This window comes from Acinetobacter seifertii (assembly GCF_000368065.1).
In the GTDB taxonomy this organism is placed as follows: domain Bacteria; phylum Pseudomonadota; class Gammaproteobacteria; order Pseudomonadales; family Moraxellaceae; genus Acinetobacter; species Acinetobacter seifertii.
Genome location: NZ_KB851200.1, coordinates 2,407,215 through 2,431,612, shown reverse-complemented (window position 1 = coordinate 2,431,612; position 24,398 = coordinate 2,407,215). Strand labels below are relative to the sequence as shown.

General features: G+C 37.2%; 30 protein-coding genes and 1 tRNA gene. 21 read left to right on the top strand and 10 right to left on the bottom strand.

The genetic code is table 11. The annotated features are described in order from the left end of the window. Positions 1–4 precede the first annotated feature (4 nt). Genes F985_RS18945 through F985_RS25375 form a run of 4 tightly spaced genes read left to right on the top strand, consistent with a single transcriptional unit; the run spans position 5 to position 4,357 of the window. Positions 5–385: a phage tail assembly protein gene (locus tag F985_RS18945; RefSeq protein ID WP_004703700.1), complete on the top strand. Its 381-nt coding sequence runs from the start codon at positions 5–7 to the stop codon at positions 383–385. Continuing rightward, the gene (locus F985_RS25380) at positions 364–513 is read left to right on the top strand and encodes a GpE family phage tail protein (RefSeq protein ID WP_109104290.1); all 150 of its coding nucleotides are present in this window, start codon (positions 364–366) and stop codon (positions 511–513) included. The genes F985_RS18945 and F985_RS25380 overlap by 22 nt, the downstream gene beginning before the upstream one ends. Next, positions 510–4,211, top strand: coding sequence for a hypothetical protein (locus tag F985_RS18940; RefSeq protein WP_004703697.1), 3,702 nt, complete (start codon positions 510–512; stop codon positions 4,209–4,211). Before F985_RS25380 ends, F985_RS18940 begins: the two co-directional genes overlap by 4 nt. Positions 4,212–4,222: 11 nt before the next feature. Beyond that, on the top strand, positions 4,223–4,357 hold the full coding sequence (locus tag F985_RS25375) for a phage tail protein (protein ID WP_004703696.1): 135 nt from the start codon (positions 4,223–4,225) through the stop codon (positions 4,355–4,357). On the opposite strand, the gene F985_RS0104620 is transcribed toward F985_RS25375, so the two are convergent. Together F985_RS0104620 and F985_RS18935 are read right to left on the bottom strand one after the other, a co-directional pair. Beyond that, positions 4,354–4,869 carry an IS630 family transposase gene (locus tag F985_RS0104620; protein ID WP_050559959.1) on the bottom strand — a complete coding sequence of 172 codons (516 nt, stop codon included), beginning with the start codon at positions 4,867–4,869 and terminating at the stop codon, positions 4,354–4,356. The genes F985_RS25375 and F985_RS0104620 overlap by 4 nt on opposite strands. Then, a complete protein-coding gene (locus tag F985_RS18935; protein ID WP_004703692.1) occupies positions 4,866–5,192 on the bottom strand; it encodes an IS630 transposase-related protein in 327 nt (108 codons plus the stop codon). Before F985_RS18935 ends, F985_RS0104620 begins: the two co-directional genes overlap by 4 nt. Before the next feature lie 44 nt (positions 5,193–5,236). On the opposite strand from F985_RS18935, the gene F985_RS18930 reads away from it, so the two are divergent. Both F985_RS18930 and F985_RS18925 read left to right on the top strand, forming a co-directional pair. Next, positions 5,237–5,530 carry a phage tail protein gene (locus F985_RS18930; RefSeq protein ID WP_228128577.1) on the top strand — a complete coding sequence of 98 codons (294 nt, stop codon included), beginning with the start codon at positions 5,237–5,239 and terminating at the stop codon, positions 5,528–5,530. Positions 5,531–5,533: 3 nt separating this feature from the next. Beyond that, positions 5,534–6,754 carry a contractile injection system protein, VgrG/Pvc8 family gene (locus tag F985_RS18925; protein WP_004703688.1) on the top strand — a complete coding sequence of 407 codons (1,221 nt, stop codon included), beginning with the start codon at positions 5,534–5,536 and terminating at the stop codon, positions 6,752–6,754. Here F985_RS18925 and F985_RS18920 read toward each other — a convergent pair. After that, on the bottom strand, positions 6,751–7,542 hold the full coding sequence (locus tag F985_RS18920; protein ID WP_004703686.1) for a DNA adenine methylase: 792 nt from the start codon (positions 7,540–7,542) through the stop codon (positions 6,751–6,753). The two genes, F985_RS18925 and F985_RS18920, sit on opposite strands and share 4 nt — an antisense overlap. Beyond that, on the bottom strand, positions 7,511–7,705 hold the full coding sequence (locus F985_RS26345; protein WP_228128585.1) for a Com family DNA-binding transcriptional regulator: 195 nt from the start codon (positions 7,703–7,705) through the stop codon (positions 7,511–7,513). The genes F985_RS18920 and F985_RS26345 overlap by 32 nt, the downstream gene beginning before the upstream one ends. 115 nt (positions 7,706–7,820) lie before the next feature. On the opposite strand from F985_RS26345, the gene F985_RS0104615 reads away from it, so the two are divergent. After that, positions 7,821–8,108 (top strand): Ogr/Delta-like zinc finger protein, encoded by a 288-nt coding sequence (locus F985_RS0104615; protein WP_025469200.1) that lies wholly within the window; start codon positions 7,821–7,823, stop codon positions 8,106–8,108. Continuing rightward, the gene (locus tag F985_RS18915; RefSeq protein ID WP_004703684.1) at positions 8,108–8,482 is read left to right on the top strand and encodes a hypothetical protein; all 375 of its coding nucleotides are present in this window, start codon (positions 8,108–8,110) and stop codon (positions 8,480–8,482) included. Before F985_RS0104615 ends, F985_RS18915 begins: the two co-directional genes overlap by 1 nt. A gap of 22 nt (positions 8,483–8,504) precedes the next feature. Here F985_RS18915 and F985_RS18910 read toward each other — a convergent pair whose 3' ends face one another. Next, a complete protein-coding gene (locus tag F985_RS18910; protein ID WP_004703682.1) occupies positions 8,505–9,530 on the bottom strand; it encodes a putative phage abortive infection protein in 1,026 nt (341 codons plus the stop codon). A gap of 181 nt (positions 9,531–9,711) precedes the next feature. Continuing rightward, positions 9,712–10,860 (bottom strand): hypothetical protein, encoded by a 1,149-nt coding sequence (locus F985_RS18905; RefSeq protein WP_004703679.1) that lies wholly within the window; start codon positions 10,858–10,860, stop codon positions 9,712–9,714. A 355-nt stretch (positions 10,861–11,215) separates the two neighbouring features. Between F985_RS18905 and F985_RS25930 the strand changes: the two genes are divergently transcribed. Continuing rightward, positions 11,216–11,386 carry a hypothetical protein gene (locus F985_RS25930; protein WP_004703677.1) on the top strand — a complete coding sequence of 57 codons (171 nt, stop codon included), beginning with the start codon at positions 11,216–11,218 and terminating at the stop codon, positions 11,384–11,386. A 4-nt stretch (positions 11,387–11,390) separates the two neighbouring features. Further along, positions 11,391–11,957 (top strand): hypothetical protein, encoded by a 567-nt coding sequence (locus F985_RS18900; RefSeq protein WP_004703675.1) that lies wholly within the window; start codon positions 11,391–11,393, stop codon positions 11,955–11,957. A gap of 42 nt (positions 11,958–11,999) precedes the next feature. Here F985_RS18900 and F985_RS18895 read toward each other — a convergent pair whose 3' ends face one another. Next, entirely contained in the window at positions 12,000–12,344 is a 345-nt protein-coding gene (locus tag F985_RS18895; RefSeq protein ID WP_001282464.1) for a hypothetical protein, read from the bottom strand. Positions 12,345–12,426: 82 nt separating this feature from the next. Between F985_RS18895 and F985_RS18890 the strand changes: the two genes are divergently transcribed. The 8 genes from F985_RS18890 to F985_RS18855 all read left to right on the top strand — a co-directional run bounded on the left by F985_RS18890 (position 12,427) and on the right by F985_RS18855 (position 17,536). After that, positions 12,427–12,630 carry a hypothetical protein gene (locus F985_RS18890; RefSeq protein WP_004703674.1) on the top strand — a complete coding sequence of 68 codons (204 nt, stop codon included), beginning with the start codon at positions 12,427–12,429 and terminating at the stop codon, positions 12,628–12,630. Next, the gene (locus F985_RS18885; protein ID WP_004703671.1) at positions 12,627–12,860 is read left to right on the top strand and encodes a hypothetical protein; all 234 of its coding nucleotides are present in this window, start codon (positions 12,627–12,629) and stop codon (positions 12,858–12,860) included. Before F985_RS18890 ends, F985_RS18885 begins: the two co-directional genes overlap by 4 nt. Before the next feature lie 2 nt (positions 12,861–12,862). Then, a complete protein-coding gene (locus tag F985_RS18880; protein ID WP_004703668.1) occupies positions 12,863–13,045 on the top strand; it encodes a hypothetical protein in 183 nt (60 codons plus the stop codon). A gap of 14 nt (positions 13,046–13,059) precedes the next feature. After that, positions 13,060–15,777 carry a toprim domain-containing protein gene (locus tag F985_RS18875; RefSeq protein WP_004703667.1) on the top strand — a complete coding sequence of 906 codons (2,718 nt, stop codon included), beginning with the start codon at positions 13,060–13,062 and terminating at the stop codon, positions 15,775–15,777. Between the two features lie 24 nt (positions 15,778–15,801). Continuing rightward, positions 15,802–16,407 (top strand): hypothetical protein, encoded by a 606-nt coding sequence (locus F985_RS18870; RefSeq protein ID WP_004703664.1) that lies wholly within the window; start codon positions 15,802–15,804, stop codon positions 16,405–16,407. 67 nt (positions 16,408–16,474) lie between these two features. Beyond that, positions 16,475–16,993 (top strand): hypothetical protein, encoded by a 519-nt coding sequence (locus F985_RS18865; RefSeq protein ID WP_004703663.1) that lies wholly within the window; start codon positions 16,475–16,477, stop codon positions 16,991–16,993. A gap of 3 nt (positions 16,994–16,996) precedes the next feature. Next, on the top strand, positions 16,997–17,287 hold the full coding sequence (locus F985_RS18860) for a hypothetical protein (RefSeq protein ID WP_004703661.1): 291 nt from the start codon (positions 16,997–16,999) through the stop codon (positions 17,285–17,287). 45 nt (positions 17,288–17,332) lie between these two features. After that, on the top strand, positions 17,333–17,536 hold the full coding sequence (locus F985_RS18855) for a hypothetical protein (protein WP_004703660.1): 204 nt from the start codon (positions 17,333–17,335) through the stop codon (positions 17,534–17,536). An 81-nt stretch (positions 17,537–17,617) separates the two neighbouring features. Here the strand turns inward: F985_RS18855 and F985_RS18850 are convergent, their stop codons facing one another. Beyond that, complete coding sequence (locus tag F985_RS18850) at positions 17,618–18,775, bottom strand: hypothetical protein (protein ID WP_004703657.1); 1,158 nt, start codon at positions 18,773–18,775, stop codon at positions 17,618–17,620. 207 nt (positions 18,776–18,982) lie between these two features. On the opposite strand from F985_RS18850, the gene F985_RS18845 reads away from it, so the two are divergent. Together F985_RS18845 and F985_RS18840 are read left to right on the top strand one after the other, a co-directional pair. Further along, on the top strand, positions 18,983–20,143 hold the full coding sequence (locus F985_RS18845) for a tyrosine-type recombinase/integrase (RefSeq protein WP_004703656.1): 1,161 nt from the start codon (positions 18,983–18,985) through the stop codon (positions 20,141–20,143). Between the two features lie 285 nt (positions 20,144–20,428). Then, a tRNA-Pro gene (locus F985_RS18840) sits at positions 20,429–20,505 on the top strand. Between the two features lie 150 nt (positions 20,506–20,655). Here the strand turns inward: F985_RS18840 and add are convergent. After that, positions 20,656–21,651 carry an adenosine deaminase gene (gene add, locus F985_RS18835; RefSeq protein ID WP_004703655.1) on the bottom strand — a complete coding sequence of 332 codons (996 nt, stop codon included), beginning with the start codon at positions 21,649–21,651 and terminating at the stop codon, positions 20,656–20,658. Between the two features lie 400 nt (positions 21,652–22,051). Between add and F985_RS18830 the strand changes: the two genes are divergently transcribed. Further along, a complete protein-coding gene (locus tag F985_RS18830) occupies positions 22,052–23,227 on the top strand; it encodes a zinc-binding dehydrogenase (protein WP_004703645.1) in 1,176 nt (391 codons plus the stop codon). An 87-nt stretch (positions 23,228–23,314) separates the two neighbouring features. On the opposite strand, the gene F985_RS18825 is transcribed toward F985_RS18830, so the two are convergent. Then, positions 23,315–24,262: a LysR substrate-binding domain-containing protein gene (locus F985_RS18825; protein ID WP_004703643.1), complete on the bottom strand. Its 948-nt coding sequence runs from the start codon at positions 24,260–24,262 to the stop codon at positions 23,315–23,317. Between the last annotated feature and the right edge of the window lie 136 nt (positions 24,263–24,398).

Here is a 24,398-nt window from a genome sequence, read left to right as displayed (position 1 = left end):
GATCATGAATACTCAAAACCAAAACACTGAGATTGAAACTCAACCAACAGAACTCGAAGTTCAACAAGCTGAAAATCAAAAGGCGATTAACCCGGATGTGGAAGTAATTTATTTAGATAAACCCCTAAAAATGGGTTCAATGGAAATTACCCAATTAGACATTCGTAAGCCAAACGTTATGGCCCTTCAGGGTGTGAAAATCACAGATTTGATTCAAGGTGACGTAACAGCAATTTGTACCGTTATCCCGCGTGTATCAAGTCCTACTTTAACCAAAGCACAGATTAATCAACTTGAACCTTCGGATCTGGCACAGATTGGAGCTGCGTTAATGCTTTTTTTGCAACCGAGTTCAGTACGTGTATCAATCTTACAGCAACAGTAGATGATGCCATTGCCAATATCGCGGTGATCTTTCACTGGCCACCGCAAACCTATACAAACATGTCCTTATCAGAACTGATGCAATGGCATCAAAAAGCCATTGAAAGAAATGGAAATGATGCTGAATGAAACAACTTAAACTCGAAGTCATCTTCGGTTCTCAAGACAAACTCAGTCCCGCCCTTAAAATCCTTTCTGGCAACAGCAATGCTGCTGCCAGAGTACTGAAGCAGACCAAAGATCAGGTTAAAAGCCTAGAATCACAATTAGCCAAAATCGATAGCTTTGAGAAACAAAAAGCAGCCGTTCAACAGAGCAGTCTTGCATTAAAAAATATGCAGGAACATGTGAAGCATTTGAAGGCTGAAATTGCTCAGAACCCGACTAACCACTTGGCTAGTTCACTAGAAAAAACTCAGCAACAACTGAAGGCGACTGAAGCTGCAAAAAAACAGCTAGATGCCCAGCTCAAGCGTATCGATGGGTTTAGACAACAAAAACAAGCGGCTTTGGAAACTACAAAAAGTTATCAGGCTGTACAAACCCGGATTGCTGATTTAAAGCGTCAAATGGACGCACAGCCAAGTAAGAAACTGACTCAAGATTTTAACCGGGCATCACGTGAAGCTGAACAACTGAAGAACCGTATTAATGAGCAGGGGATCGCTCTACAACGTACACGTGCTGAACTCAGTCAATATGGTATTAGTACCAAAAATCTAAGTAATGAACACATCCGGGTACGTCGTGAGATTGAGCACTCAAATCAAACTATAGATAAGCAAAAGCAGAGTCTTCGCGAACTTAAAGACGAGCATAAAAAAAGCCAAGCGTCTTTAAAAGGTCTAACTCAGCAGCTCTCCAGTAGCGAACGCGAAGTCGGAAAACTAACGGCTGAATATGACAAACAAAAACAGCATTTAAAGAATTTAACCCGGGAGTTAGATCAATCTGGTTTGTCGGTAAATCAACTCGGATCACATCAAAAAAAATTAAGAGAACGTTTATCCGGGACAACTTCCGAAATCGACAAGCAACAGCGCCAAATGGCCCAATTAAACCGGGTACAGCAAAATTATCAGAAGGTTCAGCAACACTCACGCACAGTCATGATTTATGGAGCCGGGATAACTGCAGCTGGAGCCACTACGCTGTACTCGATGAGAAAGCCTATTGAAGAAAATAAAAAGGTTGAGATTGAACAAAACAGAATTGGCGCACTTGGACTAGGGCAACACGCTACCAAAGAAGCAACCGATTACGCGAAAGCAATGAAAACGTTTGGTACAAGTACATTCGATAATTTGCAACTTGTTCGTGACGGTATTACAGCTTTTGCTGATGTTCATCATGCAAAATTTGCGGCTCCAATGCTTGCAAAAATGAAGTTTTCTAATGAAGCGATGTTTGGAAATGAACATGGCCAAGAGAACGAACGAAAGTTCATGGACATGCTTAAAGTCATTGAATTACGCAACGGCTTAAAGAGTGAAGCAGCATTTAAAGAACAAGCAAATATCATTCAACAGGTCATCACGGCCACGGGTGGACGAGTACAAGCTGGAGAATGGCTAAATGCTATTAAAACGGGTGGTGTAGCTGTAAAAGGCTTAACGAATGAAGCGTTCTACTACAAGATGGAACCCCTTGTTCAAGAGCTTGGTGGTCATCGTTTCGGTACGTCGGCCATGTCTGCATATCAAAATATTTATCAAGGCCGAACAACCAAACGAGCCGCAAATAATTTGATGGATTTGGGCCTAATCGCGGATCAAAGCAAAGTTTCACATGATAAAGCTGGCCAAGTTTCATTTTTAAACCCGGGAGCACTTAAAGGCGCTGATATATTCAAGAAAGACCAATTCGAATGGATGGAGAAAGTTTTATTACCAGCTTTTGCTCAAAAGGGCATTACGTCAAAAGATCAGGTCCACGATGCCATCGGAAGTATTTTTACAAACCGCAATGCATCAAACCTATTTACGACGATGTATGACCAGCGCGAACAGATCCATAAAAATGCGAAGCTCAACGCTGGGGCCGATAATATTGAGCAATTGAATGACAAAGCAAAAAACACCACAACAGGTAAAGAATTAGAAGCAAGAGCCAAGTTACACGACGCATATCTGAACTTTGGCCAAAGTATTTTGCCGATCTATACCAAGGCAATTGAAGTGGCCACCAGTGCCTTAAAAAACTTCAATATGTGGATGCAGCAGAATCCAACACTGGCAAAAATGCTTGGAGCCGGGTTACTTGTTATCGCAACCTCATTAGTGGCCATTGGCGGGGCATTAGTGGTGTTTTCACCGCTTATTTTAAGTATGTTGAGTCTAAGGCTCATGATGGCCACAGTGGGTGCAACAGGTAGTTCTCTCGGCTTCGTTTTTAAAATGCTTACTGGCCCCGTGGGTCTATTACAAAAAGGATTCGTAATTTTAGGAAGTTCGGTACTTTGGTTAGGACGTTTGTTTATGACCAATCCAATTTTATTGGCCGTGACTGCTATTGCAGCAGCTGCTTATCTGATTTATCAAAATTGGGGAGCAATTACTGGTTTCTTCAGCGGGGTATGGAATAGCGTAAAACAGATATTCAGTGATGGCTGGAATGCGATTATGTCTGTCTTTCAAAGCATAGACAGCGTTTTTGCAAATAATCCGATCTTAACCTTCATGATGCCGTTTATTGGGATTCCTCGTCTCATCATTGCAAACTGGTCAAGTATCGCGGAGTTCTTCAGTGGCCTATGGAGTGGAATCATTGCCGGGGCTAACGACCTATGGGTTGGTATTACGCAAATTTTCTCACCTATAAGCACTTGGTTTGTAAGCCAGTGGGAAGGGGTAAAAACCAATACGGCTGCTGCATGGTCTGCAATAAAAGCGTCGGTATCTAATGCATGGAATAGCTTAATTGCAAGCATACAAACCAATCCGATCCTTCAGAAGTTGATTAGCGGCTGGCAAAGCATTTTTGGCTATCTACAGTCGCTTAAAGATCAAATGATGAGTATTGGCCGCAATATCATTGATGGCCTCATTAGCGGTGTTAAATCGGGCTTTACTGGACTGAAATCGTTGTGGGGTCAGATCAATAGCTACATGCCGGATTTCATGCGTAAAAAAATGGATATTCATAGTCCATCAAGGGTTATGCGTGGAATTGGTCGATTTATTGTGGCTGGTCTTGAGGTTGGTTTAGGCCAGCAGCATGGTTCGCTTCAGAAAACATATCAACGCATTGTTGATACCTTTACAGCACTACCGCCAATAGAATTTTATCCTGGTGCGAATTCTCTCCCTGATCAGCAGCAAACAGTATGGCAGCGCTTAAATAAAGCAGCCATTCCAGCCATCCCAGATCAAACTCAAAACATACTTCAAAAGGTCACGGCCTATGTGAAACCTATGCTTGATGAAGTACCAATATTCAAGCTTTTTGACCAGATTAAAAGCGGCTGGAGTCAGTTATGGAACGGGTTAGAAAATATCTCAGATAAGTTTCCTGAACATTTGAAGACCTTGCTTGAAGTTCAGACATCAGTCCAGCAACCAGCATTAGCCACACCATCTTTCAGTGCTCCGGTGCAATTGCCGCCGATTGTGACAAAACCGCTTATTGCCGGGGTACCAAGTACACCAACGGCCCAAGCTTCAAAACCTCATCAAATTACAGTTGAGGGCGATTCTATTTCGATTTATGTCACAGCACAGCCGGGTCAGTCGACACAAGACATTGCAACTGAAGTACAGCGTCAACTTCGAAGCTATGAACGTGAGAAAGCTATGCGTGTACGTGATCAGTTTTGGGATAACCAATAAGGAATATAATTATGATGATGATTTTTGGCGTATTCGTTTTTTCGCTACCAACGGCCACTTATCAAACCCTAAAACGTCAAACGAACTGGAGACATGCCTCAAGCTCTCGCGTGGGGGATATGCCCGACTATAGTCAAACCGCTTAATTACCCATACACTCGTTAAAAAAACGACTAAAAAGCTTATCTATTGAGTTAACCAACCACTTTTTCCTTTTTGCTTTCACCCATGCCCACATTTTTTCAATAGGATTAAGGTCAGGACTATACGGTGGTAACCAAAGTATTTGATGCCCATGTTGGGCTAATAGATCTTGTATATCTTGTCGTTTATGGAAGGCTGCATTGTCCATGACAATTACACTATTCGAGGGTAATTCTGGTAATAAAAACTGATCTACCCAAAAATGAAATATATCCGAATTTACTTTGCTATCAAATAAACCAACTGCAAATAACTTACCCTCATGGATTGCTCCTATTGCATTGGTTTGATTTTTTAATTGCCAATTATATGTTCCATAACAAGGAGTTCCCTGTTTTGAATAACCCTGAGGTCTATGTTCATGAGATTTAAATCCACTTTCATCTAGATAGATGATCGGGTGTTTACACCTTAATCGGTTTAAATCTTTTAAATACTGCTCTCTGAGTTCTATTTTTGTTTCCGGGTGCCGTAAGGTCTTTTTTTAACTGTGATATTTAGACGCTTGAGCGCATCTCCAATTGTAGAATTACCACAACCAAAACGAGCAGCGCGTTCATATTGATAATCATCAGGATATTGCTCAACATCTGCACGTAAGGCATCATCATCAACTTTAGATGGTTTTCTTGGTCGAGTTCTTTTTATTTCGATTCGCTTTTTCCATTCGACAATTGTGTTTTTATTAATTTCGAAGTGCTGAGCAACCGCTCGGATAGATTGACCTTCTTCAAGCTTGGCTAATATTTTCTTTCTAAAATGTATTGGATAACTCATATCGGTATTGTATTGGTTTTTTGACGTGCGGACTATATCAGTTCGTGGGACGCGGAGATGATGTGATTACGCTTGATGGCAGCATCATGCCCGAGTTTATGGGGACTCCGCTTAGTCTTACTGCATTGCGCGTGATGGGAGACACCGGAAAATCATTCCCATTGATCAGTGGTACCGGGAAAATATTTGGTCTGTATTTTCTTGAAGATGTGGATGAAACACAGACATTTTTTTTCCCGAATGGAGCTGCTCGTAAAATTGAATTCAAAATGACCCTGAAGCAGAAGACGAAGCCGGGAACGTTGGCAAACAATATCATTAGCAGTGTGTTGGGTTAGGTCATGTTTAGTGTTAGCAATGTCAATGCACAGGCCATTTATAAACTTGTAGTGAATGGTACTGACATCACAACAAAGGTTAATTCACGATTGAACAATATGACCGTTACGGACAATCGGGGCATTGAAGCAGATTCGGTACTTATTGAATTACTTGATCATGATGGTTTACTCGAGATTCCACCAAAAGACGCGGAAATAGACGTCTGGATCGGCTGGAGTACAACCGGATTGATTTACAAAGGCAAGTATTTCATTAAAGAGCGTGAGCATTCCGGAGCACCGGACATTCTCTCTCTACGGGCTACCAGCGCTGATTTAAAAGCGAGTTTGAAGCGGAAAAGGGAAGAAAGTTATCACGACAAAACAATCGGTGAAATCATAAGTAGCATTGGGGCCAGAAATGGTCTAAATGTGATTGTTCAAGAAAAGCTAGGCAGTATCAAACTAGCACACATCGATCAAAATGAATCAGATGCAAATTTAATGACCCGCATTGCTGATGAACATGATGCGATAGCAACAGTTAAAAACGGTACGTTGTTATTTATGGCTAAAGGCAAGTCTGAGACAGCAAGTGGCCAAACTCTACCAGAAGTCGAAATTACCCGGAATCAGGGAGATAGGCATCGTTTTAGCGATACTTCGGAAGGCGATGATATTTCGGGGGTGACTTGTTATTACTACGATATTGCTTTGCCCCAAAAACAGAAAGTGACTGTAGGCAATAGCTCCCAAAATGTTAAGGAAATTCGACATGCGCTGCGTGATAGAGAAACGGCTCTACATAAAGCTTATGCCGAATACAATAATATCAAACGTAAAGCGACTAACTTCAGCTATTCGTTTTCGCGTGGACGACCTGAACTAATACCTGAAATGACATTCAAATTTTCAGGTCTAAAATCTCCGATCGATGACATCGTTTGGTTAGGTACAAGGGTAACGCATAAGCTCGATGGATCTGGTGGATTTACTACGGACGTTGTGCTTGAAGTGATGATGCCGGATGCTGATGACATTAGCCAACTGGTGGATAATGAAAGAGGGGATTACACTGGAATTATTGCTTATTATGGTTCAGCGAGTTCTCCAGAGAAAGTAACGCAAGGCGATCAGTCAAACCCAAAACGTTTAACGTATCTATATAAAAATCAGGCTACAGCAACCAGAGCCGCAGAACGAGAGTTCAAACGGCTTCAGGATGAAATGAGTACCACCTAAAAATTATAGATAATCAACTCATTGCCATTATGACTTTCCGCTGCGGCCTTTTGATTAACCGACCAGCGGATTTTTTTATCTTGAATGTTATAGTCTTTAAACAACACACGAACTTCAGGTACATCATTAAGACTTAGAATAAACTTGCCTTTTAACGAGTCTAAAATCTCCTTCAGTGCATAAAAATCATCTTTACTGAAAATATTTTTACCGTAGTCCTTTTCGCAATCCCAATATGGCGGATCCAGATAAAAAAGCGTATCAGATGCATCCATTTTTTTAATTACATAGTCATAACTGGCATTTTCAATTGTTGCTCGTTGCAAACGTTCATGAACAGAATGTAAATGTGTACGGAGTTCTTCACCTAGCTTTAGACCGGGTTTACGTGCAGTTGAATAGCTGAAGGATCCATCGAGCTGGCAACTGAAAGCGGCACGTAATAGATAATAAAATTTAGCTGCTCGTTGAATATCTGTTAAACCACGATCACTTTTTTTCATGTCATCAAAAATGGTGCGTGAAAATAACAACAAATCAAATTCAGCTAAGAACGCATCGAAATGGAATTTAAGGACTCGATATAAATTGATGAGATCATCATTCACATCGTTAATAACTTCAAAAGGGGAAGGGGTCTTTTTAAAGAGAACCCAGCCAGCGCCTCCAAACACTTCGACATAGGTTTTATGTTCTGGCATCAGCTCTACGATTGTTCTGGCCAGTTGAGATTTACCACCAAGCCAGCCACTGAAACTATGACCTTTTGGGTTGTATTGAATATTCATGGTTCTTACCTGTTTTTTGGTGCTCTAGGCTCTCAGGTAAGGCACTCGGGGTGCTCATATAGATATTAAGAGTTTTACAACGGGGGCATTTAATTTCGAGTGAATCAAAATGCCCAATTCGTGCCAGCAATTTAAAACAGTGCCGGCAATTAATATTCTGCATCATGATTTGGGCAGCGATCAGAAAAAACAGGGTAATCTTAGTCAAAAAAAGTTATTCGCACAAATATTTAGTCTTATAATTGATTTGGTATAAATATTTGTTCTGAGAGGTAAATGTGCGGGGAAAACACCAACTATATTGTCCACATTGCAGCGCAAAACTGACGATAAGAAGCAGTAAACAACAACATATTCTACTTAGATCAATATGGCTTCAGTGTAGCAATGTTCTATGTGGTTTTACTGGAGCGGGAATAATAGAAATCACACATCAAATTTCCCCAAGTTCACAGAAGAATCCAGACATCAATCTTAAGAAACTTAAAAGAAGACCTGACAAATACGTCAAGGAAATTGAACCTATTCCAAATCTCAATCTATTCCCTGAATTGGAGGAAAATTAATGGCTAAATGTGAAATTTGTAAAAAGAGCTGGTTGTTTTCAAAAACGGTCAAATGCGACTGTCATAAAAAGCAGACCGATAATCATACTTATATTGGATCGGCACGTCTGGCTTTATTGTCTGATCCACCCCAATATCCGCAACGTGATCCTGATCCTAACCTTCAATATTACTCAACCTATGCTTTGCAAGGTAAAGAAGCTAACTCTGACAATTATTTAGAAGAACGTTTCCAATCTTCATATAACTGTGAACATTCTCAAACCAATCATTCAAATCAAAGTAACCATAGTTCAAATGATTCTTCAGGTTGGAGTTCAAGTGAAAGCAATAGTTGTGATAGTGGAAGTTCTCCTAATTCAGATTCTTGGTAATAGTCAATATAAAAAAGCCGCTTTATGCGGCTTTTGGGGAAGTAAAGGGCATAAAAGCGTTAGGTTCATATAGAATTTGAAAAAGTAGAAACTGATGTTTAAATAAACTTGTATTAAAATGTTCTAATAACCCATATTTCTCAATATATTTATAAAATCTTTTATCTTTTAATCCTAGGACGGCAAGACAAACAAGCTCATCATGGCTAATATAAGATTTTAAAAATGCAATATCTGAATCTATATCATTAGGATGGGATTTTTGTTCTATAAAAATAAGAATATTTATTAAATGTTCAAAATATAAATTTCCTTCAAAAAGATTTTCAGATTGTGAGTGAGGTAAAAGATAAGATAATAATATAAAATCTTTTAAATCCTCTTTATACTCAAGAGGAGTCATTGATGTAGAATCAGGAGTATTGAAATTATTCATATTATGTAATATGTAATTAGAAAAGAATTTGAAACATTCATATTTTTCATGTACTTGCTTGTTAAAGGAATCTTTAAAATAAAATAAATTAATTTTATTGTTCTTCTCATCTAATAACTTGAATAAAAGTGAATAATAGCTTTGTTGAGCTAATAGTTCTGATTGTTGTTTTGTAATATTTCTTTGAGACTCAGCAATTTCATTTGATTTTGTTATCTCGTCTCTTTGTGCAGCTAATTCTTTTCGTTGTTCTTGCAATTCCTTTCTTTGCATAAATAATGAAATTAATAATAGAGCAAAAGCCCAGCCACTAAATAAAGTATTTAAAGAACCATATGTATCCCCATAAGTTCCGTATTTTTCACCAATTTTTTGTGCATACGATTTCTTTTCATCATAAGGTAAGTCATCACTATGTTTTTGATTAAATGGGACAGTGATAGGGGTATTTTGTTTATCAATTTTTTGTAATTCATCTGGGTAAATTGCCCAAATATAAAGAATTAAACCTAAAGCAAAAAATATAGAAAATAATTCAACAAGGGGCCAATAGTCCTTTTTTTTGTTTTCATGCTCCTTATTTTTTTGACGTTTTTCTTTAGATTTAGGCATATCCATCTCTAATAAATAGTAAATAATAGAATTAAACATTTGAAACTACCGTCATCCAATCATCCAAACACACCAGCCTACTGGCAAATCATCTTTAATTGGCTTAGATAGCTTTACTAAAAACTCTATATAGGTTTGTTCCCAATTTTTCATATATTGATCCGTTGATAAAAATTGTATTTTATTTATCATGATTGGCTAATCCAGTACTTGGTTTGCTTAATAAAGCGTTAATAGTTTTAATAGCTTCGGTTGTAGCTTTGGTCTGCTCACTTACATTGCTGCTATCACTTTTTTTGTCATTATAAAGTTCTTGTCCAAAAAACTTATCTGCCATTTTCATACGCATTTCATGTCGATCTTTCTCATTTAAATCAGCTAAGTAATATGGTAGTGCTGATAATTCGGAGCTAATAATTTTTGCTTTATATGCAACTTGACGATGTTTTGATGATTCTCGAGTAAAATACCAACCCGGAGCAGTTAATAAAAGTAAAAATACAGTTTTAACAAAGAAGTAAATGTCGACTGGTGTAGTTTGAAATTTTCCAATTTTTAAAAAATTTATTATTCCTTCAAGTGTAGGTAAAAGAAAATTGAAACATGCAATGCCAGCAATAATAATAAAAGAACAAATAGCATAATCTCTAAATGCATTTGCTAACCTATACTCTGCAATATAAATATTATCATAAATCTTTTTAGTCTCATCATTGAATTGCTTTTCTTCAAATACTTTGAAACTAGTATGGCTTTTTTCAAAATCATCAATTAAATTATCTAATGCTGTTGATTTATTAAGAACATTTGTTAAGTCACTAGAAATTCTGTTTAGTTCATCTTTGACTTTAATTGTGTCTAAAAAAGAATCATATGTCGCTTTTATACTTTCAAATTGAGGTTTAGTCTTAAAAAAATAGTTTGTGCTTTCTGTACTTTTCGAGTAATTACTCTTATTACTTAGATAGATTTCCTTGATTTCATTTGTAACTCTCCAAATTATATCGAAATCATCATAATGATTAAAAACAGATGTATTGAAAATACTATTGTACGGGTTTATTATTTCTTTAATTTCAAAATAAAGTCTTTCAACACTATCCTTTAAGTTGCTTTCAGGTTTATAAAATAAAGTAAAATCACTAATTCTACTTGCCGTTTGCTCAAATTCTTTGAATAGTTCACTAGAATTTATGCCATCGAATTGAATTTCTGTATTTAAGTTATAAGATAAATTTCTAAGAATTAAGAAAATTCTATATAACTCCAAAACATTTGATGTAAAATTTCTTTCACTTGAATTTTCAGTAGAATAAGTTTCATCTGACATTATTGTGGTTTCCTAGTTCTAAATATTTATAAATTTAGAATGTATTAAAAATATGCTTATATTATCTTGACATAATGGCACACTAACGGCAATATGAATAAGCACAGCAAAATCTGTGCGCAGGCGTGAGAACCTGTTTATTTCAAAAGAGAGCAGAAAATATCCGCTCATAGCGGCTTTTTTTTGCCTAAAATGTCTAATCGGCTATACTCGTTATGGTAGATCGGGCAGGGCAGCCTTTTGGCTGGCCGTTGTACTCTTTTGGACGGTATTCTCACCCCTGTTCGGTCTACCACCATTATTGTGAGAAGTAATGGCGGTAGGTTTGCAATGAACTTACAAAAGAGTATTAATCATGAAAAAAGCCATTAATATCATTGAACACACACCAATCTATGATTTAGAAGCGTTTTTAAAACGCCAAAAACAAATTAAACGTTCTAATTTCCTCAAAAAACTCTATGAAGGTTGTGCATTTATTTGCATGGTCGTGTTTACATTCTCTTTTCTTTTTTTAGGGAAGTAATCTCATGCAAACTAATGACAATATTATTCCCTACGTGCCAATTGCGCCTCGCGTTCAAGCAAGTAATGAAAAAAGCCTTTTGTTATGTCAGACATTTTTTTCGCTCATAGACAAAGTAACCAGCAGTCAAATTTTGTTTAACCACCAAACGGATAAAGGTTATTTATCTATTAGCCCTGATCAAATTAATGATTTAATTGCAGAGCTTTCAAAAAATGATCATTCGATTAATGAAATCGATATTAATTTATTAAAGTTATCGATAAAGGACCTTATTTACCCTAAATTTAATGGTGAACATATCATTATAAGCCCGATATGGAATAATACTGAGGTACGGGTTTGGCAATTTCAATTAAATCAAATTGCCAATGGGGTTGATATGGAACTTTTAACGAATGATGCAGAAATGAACTTAGATATGGCATTAAGTACATTAAGAGTTTGGAGAAATTCATTAGAAACGGCAGTTGGAGATAAACAGGTTGTTTATAATAATAATGACCTGATTTATAAATTGATGGATTTAGAGCAGCGACTCGAAGTAGTACAGAGAAAATTTGAGGAATAAAATAAAAGCCCACATAATTTATGTGGGCTTTTTTCTTATTATCTATTTCTTTTTTTCAGTTTCTTTAGCATATACAGAACTTAAATTTAATAATGCTTCTTGAGCTTCTGGACTTAATTGTCGATATGCCTTTAATAATAAACTTTCCTCACTTGTAAGGCCGCTAAAGTCTGGATCAATCCCTAAAAGCACATAACGAATATCTATTCCTTGCCGTTGTAGTTTGGCCAAGTAAACCCACTGGTCGGGTACTTTATTGCGCACATAATTTCCTAACGTATTTTCATGAGCATCTATGCTTCTTGAGAGTGGTTTTGCTCTTAAATTCTTGCGTTCTAGTTCTTCTACAAATCTATGCGTTATTTCCATCGCTATATTATCGGACATATATTTCACCTTTAGGTGTTGAAAGAATATAAATATGTGCTAAAGTGTGCCTTAGCATACCACTATGTGCTAAGGATAATGCATGAGTACATTAAATTCACCTGTAAATAGTTCTCGTTTGAAAAAAACGAAAGGTGGCCGGGTCCGATGTGTCGTTTACCTTCCTAAGAGTGAAGCTGACGACATCGAAAAACAGGCTGAAGAACAAGACACCAGTCAATCAAGCATCATTGCTAATTTTTATTACAAGGGCAAAAACATAAAACCGGAGGGTCAAAACGAATGAGTATTAAGAAACAAAAGCGTGACAACCGATACAACGTCAACCTTACTGATGATGAATCAAAACTTTTCGAAATTGTCTCAAAACTCACAGGTGTTAATCCTGGTGTGATTCTTCGTCAACTTGTAATGAAACAAGCACTTGCTTTGCTCATTGCAGAAGATGTTCAAGAAAACTTTAGTTTAGAGAGTTATCTAAGAAAAGGCGCATCAGACCACCTAACTAGGAGCTGAAGATGCCCAAACAGGAAATTACTCTTTCGGATCAAGAGAAGGAAATTGTACAGGAAGTACAAGAGTCGCTCGGTTTCGAGACGATAGAAGAAACCATCGAATACCTTGCTAGACAACGCATTCAAGAGCTTCTTGGAAAGTTAGCAGGACAAGAACTTAGAAAGAACCATCGGCATTTATTGTAAGGCAGTTTATTTAAATGATGTTTCCAGAAACCCGAACTTTAGTTGTAGACAAGTTAAAAGATATCTACGGATTTAAAGAAAAGGGCAATAATAAATTGCGAGGTAGATGCCCAGACTGCAACCACAAGGAAGCATCAGCTTGGGTATATCCTGAAGAACCGTGGGTGGTGTTCTGCCCACGTAAAAACGAATGTGGTAGCGAAAACCACATTCGTGATTTATTCCCGGAACTTTTTGAGAAATGGGAAAAACGTTTTGAACCAACTCCAGAAGATCCAAACAAAACAGTTAATGCTTATTTAGTAGAGGGACGTGGCTTTCCATTGGAACAGCTAAAAGGTCTTTATACTCAAGAAAGCATTACTCGCTATAAACCTAAGAAAACCACCTCTATTACTGTACGTTTCCCTATTACCGACGAGGAAGGTAATGAAGGTTGGTGGCAACGTGTGCTCGATGAGCAAGGCGTTCTTCCTAAAACAACATTTAAAGAAGAGTGGACTTCGGCTGGCCATGCATGGCTGACACCAAATACTAATTACTTTGAATCTAAAGAGATCTGGATTACTGAAGGCATATTCGACACGATTGCTTTATGGTTATCAGGAGTGACCAGTTTTTCTGCTTTATCTGCAGGTAATTTCCCTTCAATCTTTTTAAATAAGATTCTTAGTAAATGTGCTGAGAAAAGCTTACCGTTACCAAAACTTGTATGGGCCTATGACAATGACAAAGCTGGCCATACTGGAGTACTAAAAAATATAGAACTAGCCACAGAGCTAGGCTTTGATTGTGAAGCAGCATTACCGCCTAGCGGTCGTAAAAAAACGGATTGGAATGATCTTTATAAACAAGACCGACTTAAATTTTCTGATTTAGAAACTTATAAATATTACGGTTCATTATTAACCGCCGAAAAACCTGTGGATAAAGGAATACTTATCTACAAGAGATATGGAACGAAGTCTTTCCCATTCGATTTTGATAACTGTGTTTATTGGTTCAAATTGAATATGGATAAGTACGATGACTATATGAAAGGCATCAATTTTGAACCGAATGATAATGAAGATTGGGCACAAGAAGAAAAAGACAGAGCCATAGAACAACGCCGGGAAGCAGCTATAGAACATGCTGCTGATACTGAAATCATGATGGAATGTCGTCCACGTGGTCTCTACTATCAATATCAAAAGGAAATTGATGAAGCAGATTATTACTTCCAGATTGATTTCCCGCGTGGTGCTAAAACTATTAAAAATACCTTTAGCCCGTCTCATATCTCGTCAGCTCCAGAGTTTGGAAAAAGACTATTACACGTTGCACCGGGTGTGTTTTATGAGGGCAACAGTAAACAATTACTTACCTTTTTAAAACGTGAGTTGAAGGATATTAAACGTGTCCAACTTATTGACTATGTGGGCTATCACGCTGAGCAAAAAACCTATGTTTTGGGTGAATTAGCCTATCAGTCTGGTAAGCAATACGTCATCAATAAAGAAGACTATTTCGAGCTACCAAAGCATACAAACTTAAAGTGTAATACTCCTTTTTCATTAGAAATTAATAACAAGCAAGAAGATTACCAAGCAAGATGGGTAACTGATTTAATCGATGCGTATGGAGTGAAAGGCTTAATTTCACTAACAGCTTTTTTTGGAAGTCTCTACGCTCAGCAAATTCGAAAAACACATAAATCATTTCCATTTTTGGAAGTAGTTGGTGAACCGGGTACAGGTAAATCAACTTTGATTCAATTCTTATGGAAATTATTTGGCCGTGTGAATTACGAGGGGCTAGATCCGACTAAAACATCCAAAGCTGGTTTAATTCGTACCCTTCGCCAAGTCTCTAACCTTCCAGTCGTATTTATCGAGTCCGATCGACAAGGAGAGAACGCATCAAAACAGTTTAACTGGGATATGTGCAAAACCATGTATGACGGTGGCTCGTTGGGTGCTATGGGTGTAAAAGCTGGCGGAAATATGACTTATGAACCTTTATTCATGGGGACTTTAATCATAAGCCAGAATGCTGAAGTACTTGCTTCAGAAGCGATTATGGGGCGTATTGTTCATGTTCACTTTTATAAAGACCAACTTAGTAAAGCAAGTCTTTATGCTTCACGTAATCTTTCTAAATATGAACCTGAGAATGTCAGCCAATTCATATTACAGTGCTTAAACAAAGAAAAAGATATTTTAGAAGCGTTCAGCATAGGTTTTGAGAAATACGATGCCTTGCTACATCAAGAAAAATACAACATTCAAAGCTCACGTATTGTGCATAACCATGCACAGCTTATGTCGTTATTTGATGCGATGTGTAGGCACGTAATAGAGGTGCCTATCCAAGTACAAAAACAAGTAATTGAAGAACTTATAAAGATGGCACAGGACCGCGATAAAGTCCTTAAATCCGATCCGGTTATTGTTCAGAACTTCTGGAACACCATTGAAGAAATGGAAGATTCAATCAAGAAATTGGAACACCACGAGAGTGTTATTAACCATTCAGCTAAATCAGACGTTATGGCCATCAATTTTGCTCATTTATATAACGTAGCGGCAAATTATCGTTATGCGTTACCAGAAATTAACGAATTACAAAATGCGTTGCGTCATAGCTTGCATTACCGCTTTATCGAAGCGAATAAGGCCATTCAAAGCAAAATTACCAATTCAACAAAACGATGCTGGATTTTTGAAAAGCCAACATCACAACGGGACTAATCCCATTTCAACCGGAGAGTAACTATGTATCAATTAACTGTTAAAGAAACTCGTGGCTTACAAACATGGAAACTTAATATTGGGGAGAAGGCTCCTCGTTGTCCTTCATCTTTCCAATCGGAAAGAAATGAGCTGAAATTAGCCGCGATTTTTTTCCCTGATAACAGCTTAAAGGAATTATTTAAAACAATTCTACTTGAAAGCACTCACAACTATTTTTCGTTCCAAGTTGAAAAGATAGATGCAGAAAATCTCAAGGAAGAAGAAACCCAAACGATCACAATTTTTAAAGGTATGGATGTAGTCCCTGACTCAGGTCGTGAACTCGTTTTACACATGGTAACTGGCCAGTTCTTAGCTCCAGCAGTTTACAAAAAAGGATGTGGCCACTTTCATACACCGGGTGGGGAAGCTCGACCATACATGATTAAAGAATGGGCTTATCAAGATGAGTTAAACAATGTTTTGGGCCTTAAAGCAGTAGATCCAGAGAAATTGAAAGAACTCAATAAACGCGCAGATAAAGATAAAGGGGAAAACGGAATAAACCCAGAGAAATTATTTGAAATGATTCTTGAGGGTATTACACAAATTTTTCCAGAAGCAAAAGTGACAGTTCGTAAGTCATAAGTTTTAAGAAGCACACATACAAAAGCGGCAACTTTTGTATGTGTCACACAATCACCGGAGAGCAATTATGCAAAGCGATTCTAACGCACAAATCAAATCAAACAACAAGTTTCCTTCTGCCTTATCAGAGGAAATGTTTAATTACAGTATCTTATTTAGCAAAATCCTTCATGTGCCAACACTTAATGTTGGGGAAAAGGTTAGCGATGATTTTGAAGAATTTTTATGGGCTTTAGATTGTCAAAATGCGGACGATTTAATTGAACAGCACCCAAGACTAGAAGGTTTTATTAAAAACGTTCAAAGGAATATGAGTAGAGGATGGTTTGAAGATCATGCAAATGATTTAGTTAATGATCATAGTGACTTTGAGTTTCTGATAAATCTTGAAATTGCTATTCCATATAATTTTCGTTTTACCGAAGAAGGTAAATATCTCTCTAATTCAGTTGGGGGCTATTCTCGTCTTCAATGGATCTTTGCAACTGATATGAAACATGCAGCAGAACAAGCGATTAAATTAGCCGAAGAAATTCATGCTGAAGAAGAACTAAAAGCCCGTAAAGAACAGGGATTCGAGGGATAAACCATGGGTGATAAATATCATTGTAAATGTGGTGGTCTTGTCTTACCAGATTTTGAAGCTTATCAAGTTGGCGACGTAGTTAATTTTAACGTCCAAAAGCGTGAAAACACTTATCAAGGAAAGATCCAAGTAAGCCAGAAACCTTATATCGGCGAAATTACCGAGATTGACGGTGATCAAATCACGGTTAAAGCAAATGTAAGAACCTATGTACTGGATCGGTATGAAATCACTCCGAAAGATGCACCGGGACCAATGGACTATTTGCGTTTTGGTAAATGTCACATTAGTTAGTTTTCTAAAGCCAAGCCCTTATTGAGTTTTAATGAGGAATTTAATATGAATAGAAATAATAACCTGACCTATGGCCAATGGTGGAAATGTGAGGAAAATGTTTTGATCACCATGCTTGAAGACAAAAAATCTATTAATTACATTGCTGAAGTCCTTACGAGGGACTATCACGGTGTACGTTCTAAGATTGAAGTACTTCTCCGCAACGGTCGACTACCAGAAAGTTTAGTAAAAAAGCCTAAAAAGTAATTCTCCTAAAAGCACCTTTAGCACACCTCGCTAAGGTGCTTTTATTATAGAGTTATTAAATATAAGAAAATGAATAATTTCTTACTTTTTGCCTCTAATTTCTGCTAAATGCTTTGGAAAAAGGATACCAGTCTTACCTCTTTTAGCGTCATAACCAAGTCTTATATTTATCATTAATGCTTCGATAGTATTTCTTTTGTCTTTTTTTAATTTACTTAGAACATATCCAATAAAATTTTCAACTATTAGCATATCATCATATATTTTTTCATATTTTACTGAGTCTAAAGATATACCAATTGATTTTTCCCAAAAGTCTTTATATGAAGTAAAAATAGGAGTTCTTTTATTAAAATAAACCTCACCGAAAGCTAACTTATTAATATTTATATTGCCATGTAATAAGTCATTTCTCTCATTTATTAAAGTATGGAAATCTTTACATTCAGGCGAATCATAATCAACGCATTCCGTAAAACCTTCACAATGTAAGTGTAAAGATTGAATACGTATATCAATTGGGTTTCTTAGGAATGAGTTAAATAACCTTTCATTCTTTTTTATTTCTGGTTGACATAATGTGAAAATCAATAAATTTATAAAGGACTCAGCCATTACGGGTAACATTGATCTTAGACCATAAATTAGACCTGTAGCAAACATGTATTTTTCGCTACGGTCATTCCAAACTCTTTTTACTTCTTCTATATCTTCACTATACTTAAATGGACTCGCGATCTTATCATTTTCTGGATCTATATTTAATTCTTCAAGTTTTCCAAAAAGAATACGTATGGTCTCTTGCAATCTAGCGAAAGGATTAATAAATTCAGTCCACTTTTCTAATTGTTTTTTAAACTCGGACATTTCTCGACCATAATTTTTAAAGTCAGATTTTATTTGATTAATAAAGTCATCTACTGTTATTCCCTTTTCTATTAAATCTTTAGTTACATGAACCTCTGTTCTAAAGTTATGTCCTTCAATATTTATATTGCCAAGATCAGAAATTAATGCCCAATCCCAATGAATTAAATTATTAGAAGTATCATTTCTTAGGAATGTTAATAATCCGTTAGGCGGTCCAAACTTTACATTTAAATAACAATATAAATCAATAGGCTTAATTTCATTAGTAAATTCCCAGACCTCTTGATTATTGTGAGGACCATTATCCTTTAGTTGCTGAAAATAAGTTAATGGTTCTATATATTTCATGTTAGTAAATATATCAATCATGATCTGACCTAAGTTACTTTTTTAAGATTGGAATTTTTTGATTATAAATCTTATTTTATGTTTAACTAGAGATAAATTTTGACCTATAACAATCACAAACTTAATTATATGTAAAGGTATATCTAATCACCTATTATTCGTCTTCGATATAAAAATCCCTCCAATAAAATTAAACCCAATAGTACCAGTACTTAATAAAGGTTTTTTATGTCAGCAGGACTCGAAATACGTGGAAAATCGTTGCGAATTTGGATGCGACCGATAGCCACAGAACCGGTAATTAAAGAAACTCTAGACTGGGAATTTACTCCAGAAAATCAAGATAGAGCCGAAAAACTAGCGAGCCTAATCAAATTGGAGATACAACTTGGCCAGTTCAGTTTGGCTAAACATTTCCCAAACTCGAAGTATTTAAAAAAGAACCAAATAAGTTATTACGCACAGCTTTATCTGAGCCAGACAATAAAAGAAGTAGCTCCAAGTACTTACGATTCTTATAAGGGCCATGTATACAATCACATAATCCCAAAGTGGGGACAAACTAACCCTAAAGACATCAATACGAATATGCTTAAAAAGTGGATTGAGCATTTAAAAGAAAATTTGAATAACAAAACTGTCAGGGAAATTGTCACTCGTTTTTCACAGATCCATTCGATTTGGCGTGATGAAAGACAAATGCCCTATAACCCTTTTGAAAATATCGTAATTCATCAGGTCGACACTCCTGAGCCAGATCCGTTTAGTAAAGTCGAAATAGCGATGATTTTAAATACTGAAACTGACTTAGATATTCAGCATTTACTTCCGTGCTTATTCTGGACGGGGCTTTCAATGTCCGAGCAAATTCCAATTGCGTGGGAAGATATCGATCTCGAAAAAGGAACCATTCAAATTTCTAGATCGTATGTCCGGGGAATTTATCGCGTCACTAAGAACAGACGTAGAAAGCGAAGAATCAAGCTACTGGAACCGGCAATAACTGCACTCAAGAAACAGTATCAAATCACCGGTAATGCCAGAGCCAAGACAATTGAAGTCCTTCAGCGGGATAACAAAACGAAGCGAACTGAAAAGGTTCGTTTTGTATGGATCAATCACGAACGGTCAAACCACTTTGAATATCATGAATTACGGTATCGCTGGAACAAGCATTTAAAGAAAGCAAAAGTTCGTAAACGAGGTATCAATCAAGGCCGCCATACATTTGCCAGCCAACTTCTAACCTCTGGCCAAGTTCCACCGGAATGGATCGCTGAGCAGCTTGGACATAGTGATACATCTATGATTTATAAACACTACGGTAAATTGATTGCTGAAGATATGCCGGACTACATTACAAAGCTAAACAACTACATCATGATGTAATAAAGCTTACTAGGGCATTACTTCAAAAATTACATCTTAATAACGTATAAGTGCTTATAAACATAAGCACTTTTTTTATTTATTACTTCATTACTTCTTTTTTAACTAAAGCCAGAAAAAGCACAGATAAAAATAAGAAAAAGAATAGAGCTATTTTTAGTTATTTTGGCCACTTTATTCCCATATCAAATACTTTTGTAGATAGAGAAACACGTAAGTTATTAATTTATATAAATCTATAGGTCAAATTGTGGTGGGTTCGAATCCCGTCATTCACCCCAATTTCGGAGCATAGCACAGCCTGGTAGTGCACCTGGTTTGGGACCAGGGGGTCGTAGGTTCGAATCCTACTGCTCCGACCATATTTAAAAGCGTTTAAGCTTTGAAAATATTCCAAATATTGAAAAGAATTTCTTCTAGTCTTAAAGATAGAAGGAATTTTTTTGTTTTTATATATTTTAATTTATACACACTCCAATATTTGAACTTATTTATATAAGCTCTGTTCTCTGTTATTGATATTTCTGCCTTAACTCATCTTTTTCTTGATCTGACAAAAATGTGATTTTAAGACCATTTTCTTGAGCTGTATAAATTTGCTCAGGGCTTAATCCTGCTAAAGGGGCAGCAGTTAAATATTCATGTTGTATCTCAATGCCCTCTACCGCTGGGTCATCTGTATTAATGGTGGCAAGCACACCATGTTCTAAAAAAGTCTTTAATGGGTGCTCTGCTAAAGAAGGTACTGTGTTGGTTTGAATATTTGAGGTGAGACAAGATTCAATACCAATCTGGTGTTTTGCTAAATAATCTAAAAGTTTTAAATCTTGAACTGCTTTAACGCCATGTCCAATTCGTTCAGCACCTAATTCTTCAATGGCTTGCCAAATACTTTCTGGGCCAGCAGCTTCGCCTGCATGTACTGTAATGTGCCAACCTGCATCACGTGCTTTTTTAAAGTGCTCAATAAATAAATTTCCCGGAAAACCAAGCTCATCTCCAGCAAGATCCAACGCTTTGATATTATTTTTATGGGCAAGCAGAGCATTTAATTCTTTTTCACAGGCTTCTTGACCAAAAGTACGACTCATAATGCCAATTAAATTCGCTTTTACCCCGTATGCCTGGCTGCCTTCTTTTACACCAGCAATCACAGCTTCTACAACGCCCTCAAGTGGAAGCTGATGTGTCATTCCCATATAACCCGGTGAAAAACGTAGTTCTACATAGTCTAGCCCTTGTTGTGCTGCGTCTTGCATGTTTTCAAAAGCAATGCGTTTGCAGGCATCTAAACTGGCTAATACTTTTACGCCCCAGTCGAGCTTAGATAAAAAACTTAATAAATCTGGTTGGTTATCCATCACTTGTACGTGCGGTCGTAAAGATTCAATGTCGTAGGCGGGTAAATCTAAATGGTATTGTTGCCCCAACTCTAAAATGGTTTGAATGCGGATGTTGCCATCAAGGTGGCGGTGTATATCTGTAAGGGGGAGCGTTTTTGTAATCATAGACTTCTTCTTATCTGTTGCTATTAATTCATCATGCCTGTTTAGGACTGCTGATAAAAGTTTGGATTTGCTATGTTTTTGTGAAAAGCGTTGAGTTGAGTTTTTTGAATTTACTATATTTGTATAAGTTTTAATTTTGATGACATTGTTCTGGCCTAAGAAGACAAAGCAGTCTGTGTAAGATACAAGTACCAAGATTTTTATTGTTTTTAATTTCGCTGAGCCTGTTTTTTTGACTCTTTAAGAGTGGATTGGCTGAAGAATGGTCATTGGTATTTTGCCTTTTAGTTGTAAAGATGAATAAAGGCTTGCTAAAGACCAAACTGATAAAGCGATTAATTTATCTGTAGAAATCTATTTCTGGTAAGTAAATGAAAAAGAAGAAATAGGAAGCACACAAATGAAGTCGGTACTTTGTCATCAAGCAAAACTACAAGTGGTGGACCAACCGAAATTAACGCCTGCAAAAGGACAAGTGTTATTAGAAGTGGTTCGATGCGGGATTTGTGGTTCAGATTTACATATGCAGCATCACTGCGACCATATGCATGATTTAGCTGCACGTGTCGGGTTTCATGGTTTAGCTAAGTCTACAGATCCATTTGTACTAGGGCATGAGTTTTGTGGCAAGGTTTTAGACTATGGCCCAAAAACACGTCACAAATTTAAAACCGACACACTGGTTTGTGCAATGCCACTTTTAAATGTAGATCAGCATGGTTATTTATCTACAGGGCTTTCTCCAAATGCTTCAGGTGGTTATGCAGAGCAAGTACTGGCTCAATCAAGTTTGATGTTTGAAGTACCCAATGGTCTAGATGTCGATAGTGCAGCTATGACTGAACCGATGGCAGTTGCATTGCATGCCGTTCGCCGTAGCCGTGTGAAAACTAATGAACCTGCTATTGTGATTGGCTGCGGTCCTGTCGGGTTAGGTGTCATATTAATGCTTAAAGCAGCGGGGGTTAAAACCGTGGTTGCCAGCGACTTTTCACCAAACCGTCGTAAGCTTGCTGAGCAATGCGGTGCCGATATAGTGGTAGATCCTAAAGAGACATCGCCATTTGCCAACTGGAAAGAATTTGGTTTGCTTGGCAATGTTTCTGACGCCATTAATATGGGCATGGGGCTGTTTGATAAGTTACAAGCGACACGCTTACCTTGGTGGCATGGATGGCGCATGATTGATAAGTTGGGTGCTTTGCCAAAACGTCCTGTTATTTTTGAGTGTGTGGGTGTACCGGGTGTTTTGCAGCAAATTATTGAAGGTGCACCTTTGTTTTCGCGAATTGTCGGGGTGGGCGTGTGCATGCAAAGTGACAAAATAGAGCCCGCACTTGCGATCAATAAAGAGTTAGAAATTCAGTTTGTATTGGGATACACGCCGCTTGAGTTCCGAGATGCCCTACACATGATTGCAGAAGGTAAAGTGAACTGCTCACCACTCATTACCGGTGTTGTTGGCCTAGAAGGTGTTACCAATGCATTTGAAGCATTACGTGATCCTGAACAGCATGCCAAAATTTTGATTGACCCGAAGCATCGTGGTTCTGATATTCAATTGATGATTCATTAATTCAAGGTCATTTATGCTTACCTAAAAGGTTGTGATCTGATTAATCACAATCTTTTTTATGCGTATAGATCGTACAAAGTGGCTCAGCTAATTTGTATTGCTTTTTAGTTGTTCTAGTTCTTGGTAAATCCACTCAACAAATTTTTGAATGGTTGGGGTTATGTCTTGGCTCGAATGGATGAGGTAATACTTTCGACTGCCTTTTAGTTTTTTATTGGAAACAATCACCAGTTCTTTTTTTTGTAGTTCAGATTCAATCAACATTTGTGGAATTAGAGCCATTCCCATGTCATGGCTAGCAGCAACCGCAAGCATTGAAAATAACTCATGGCGCTGTCCATCAAAAGGTTTTGGGTGCTGCATGTGATGGGTGATAAACCATTCTTGCCAAATACTAGGCCGAGTGGTTTGTTGTAGGAGAGGGATTTTTAATAAATCTTCTGGGCTTAAATCATAGGTATTTTCATTGATCATGACTGCATCTGGAAAATACTTTTCAATCAGTCTTGGTGAGCATACAGGTACAATTTCTTCATCCATTAAATAATGCGCTTGTATGCCAGGCCAGTGGTCAATTTGCTGCTGTGTACCTGCAAAAATCGCAGCATCAAAAATATTGTCATTAAATAAAAAAGGCTTGGTACTGGTTTCTAAGTGAACCGTAATTTCAGGGTGTTTTTGATTTAAAAGATGAAGTTTGGGTAGCAGCCAACGCGTTGCAAAGGTAGGAACCACACCTAACTTTAATGTTCCACCTAAACCTTTATGAGAAATCACATTGGCCGTACATTTCTCTAAACCCAATAAATAGGGCTTAATACTTTTAAAATATTGTTGTCCTGCAATGGTGAGTTCAACGCCATGCCGAGTACGTATAAAGAGTTCAACGCCCAAGAAATCTTCTAATTGCTGAATTTGGCGAGATACTGCACTTTGGGTAATACATAACTCTTGGGCAGCATAGGTATAACTTAGATGTTTCGCTGCACTTTCAAAGCAAATCAGGCCCTGAATGGACGGGATACTTCTTCGCATAAATAAATCCTTTTATTTGACGTCATATTTCAAAACAGCATATGACCTAAATGCAGATAGCCGAGTTTAGTATAAAAATAAGCCATTTTTAATGAAATACAACCAATTAAATATCTAGAGTTAAACCTTCTTGTTT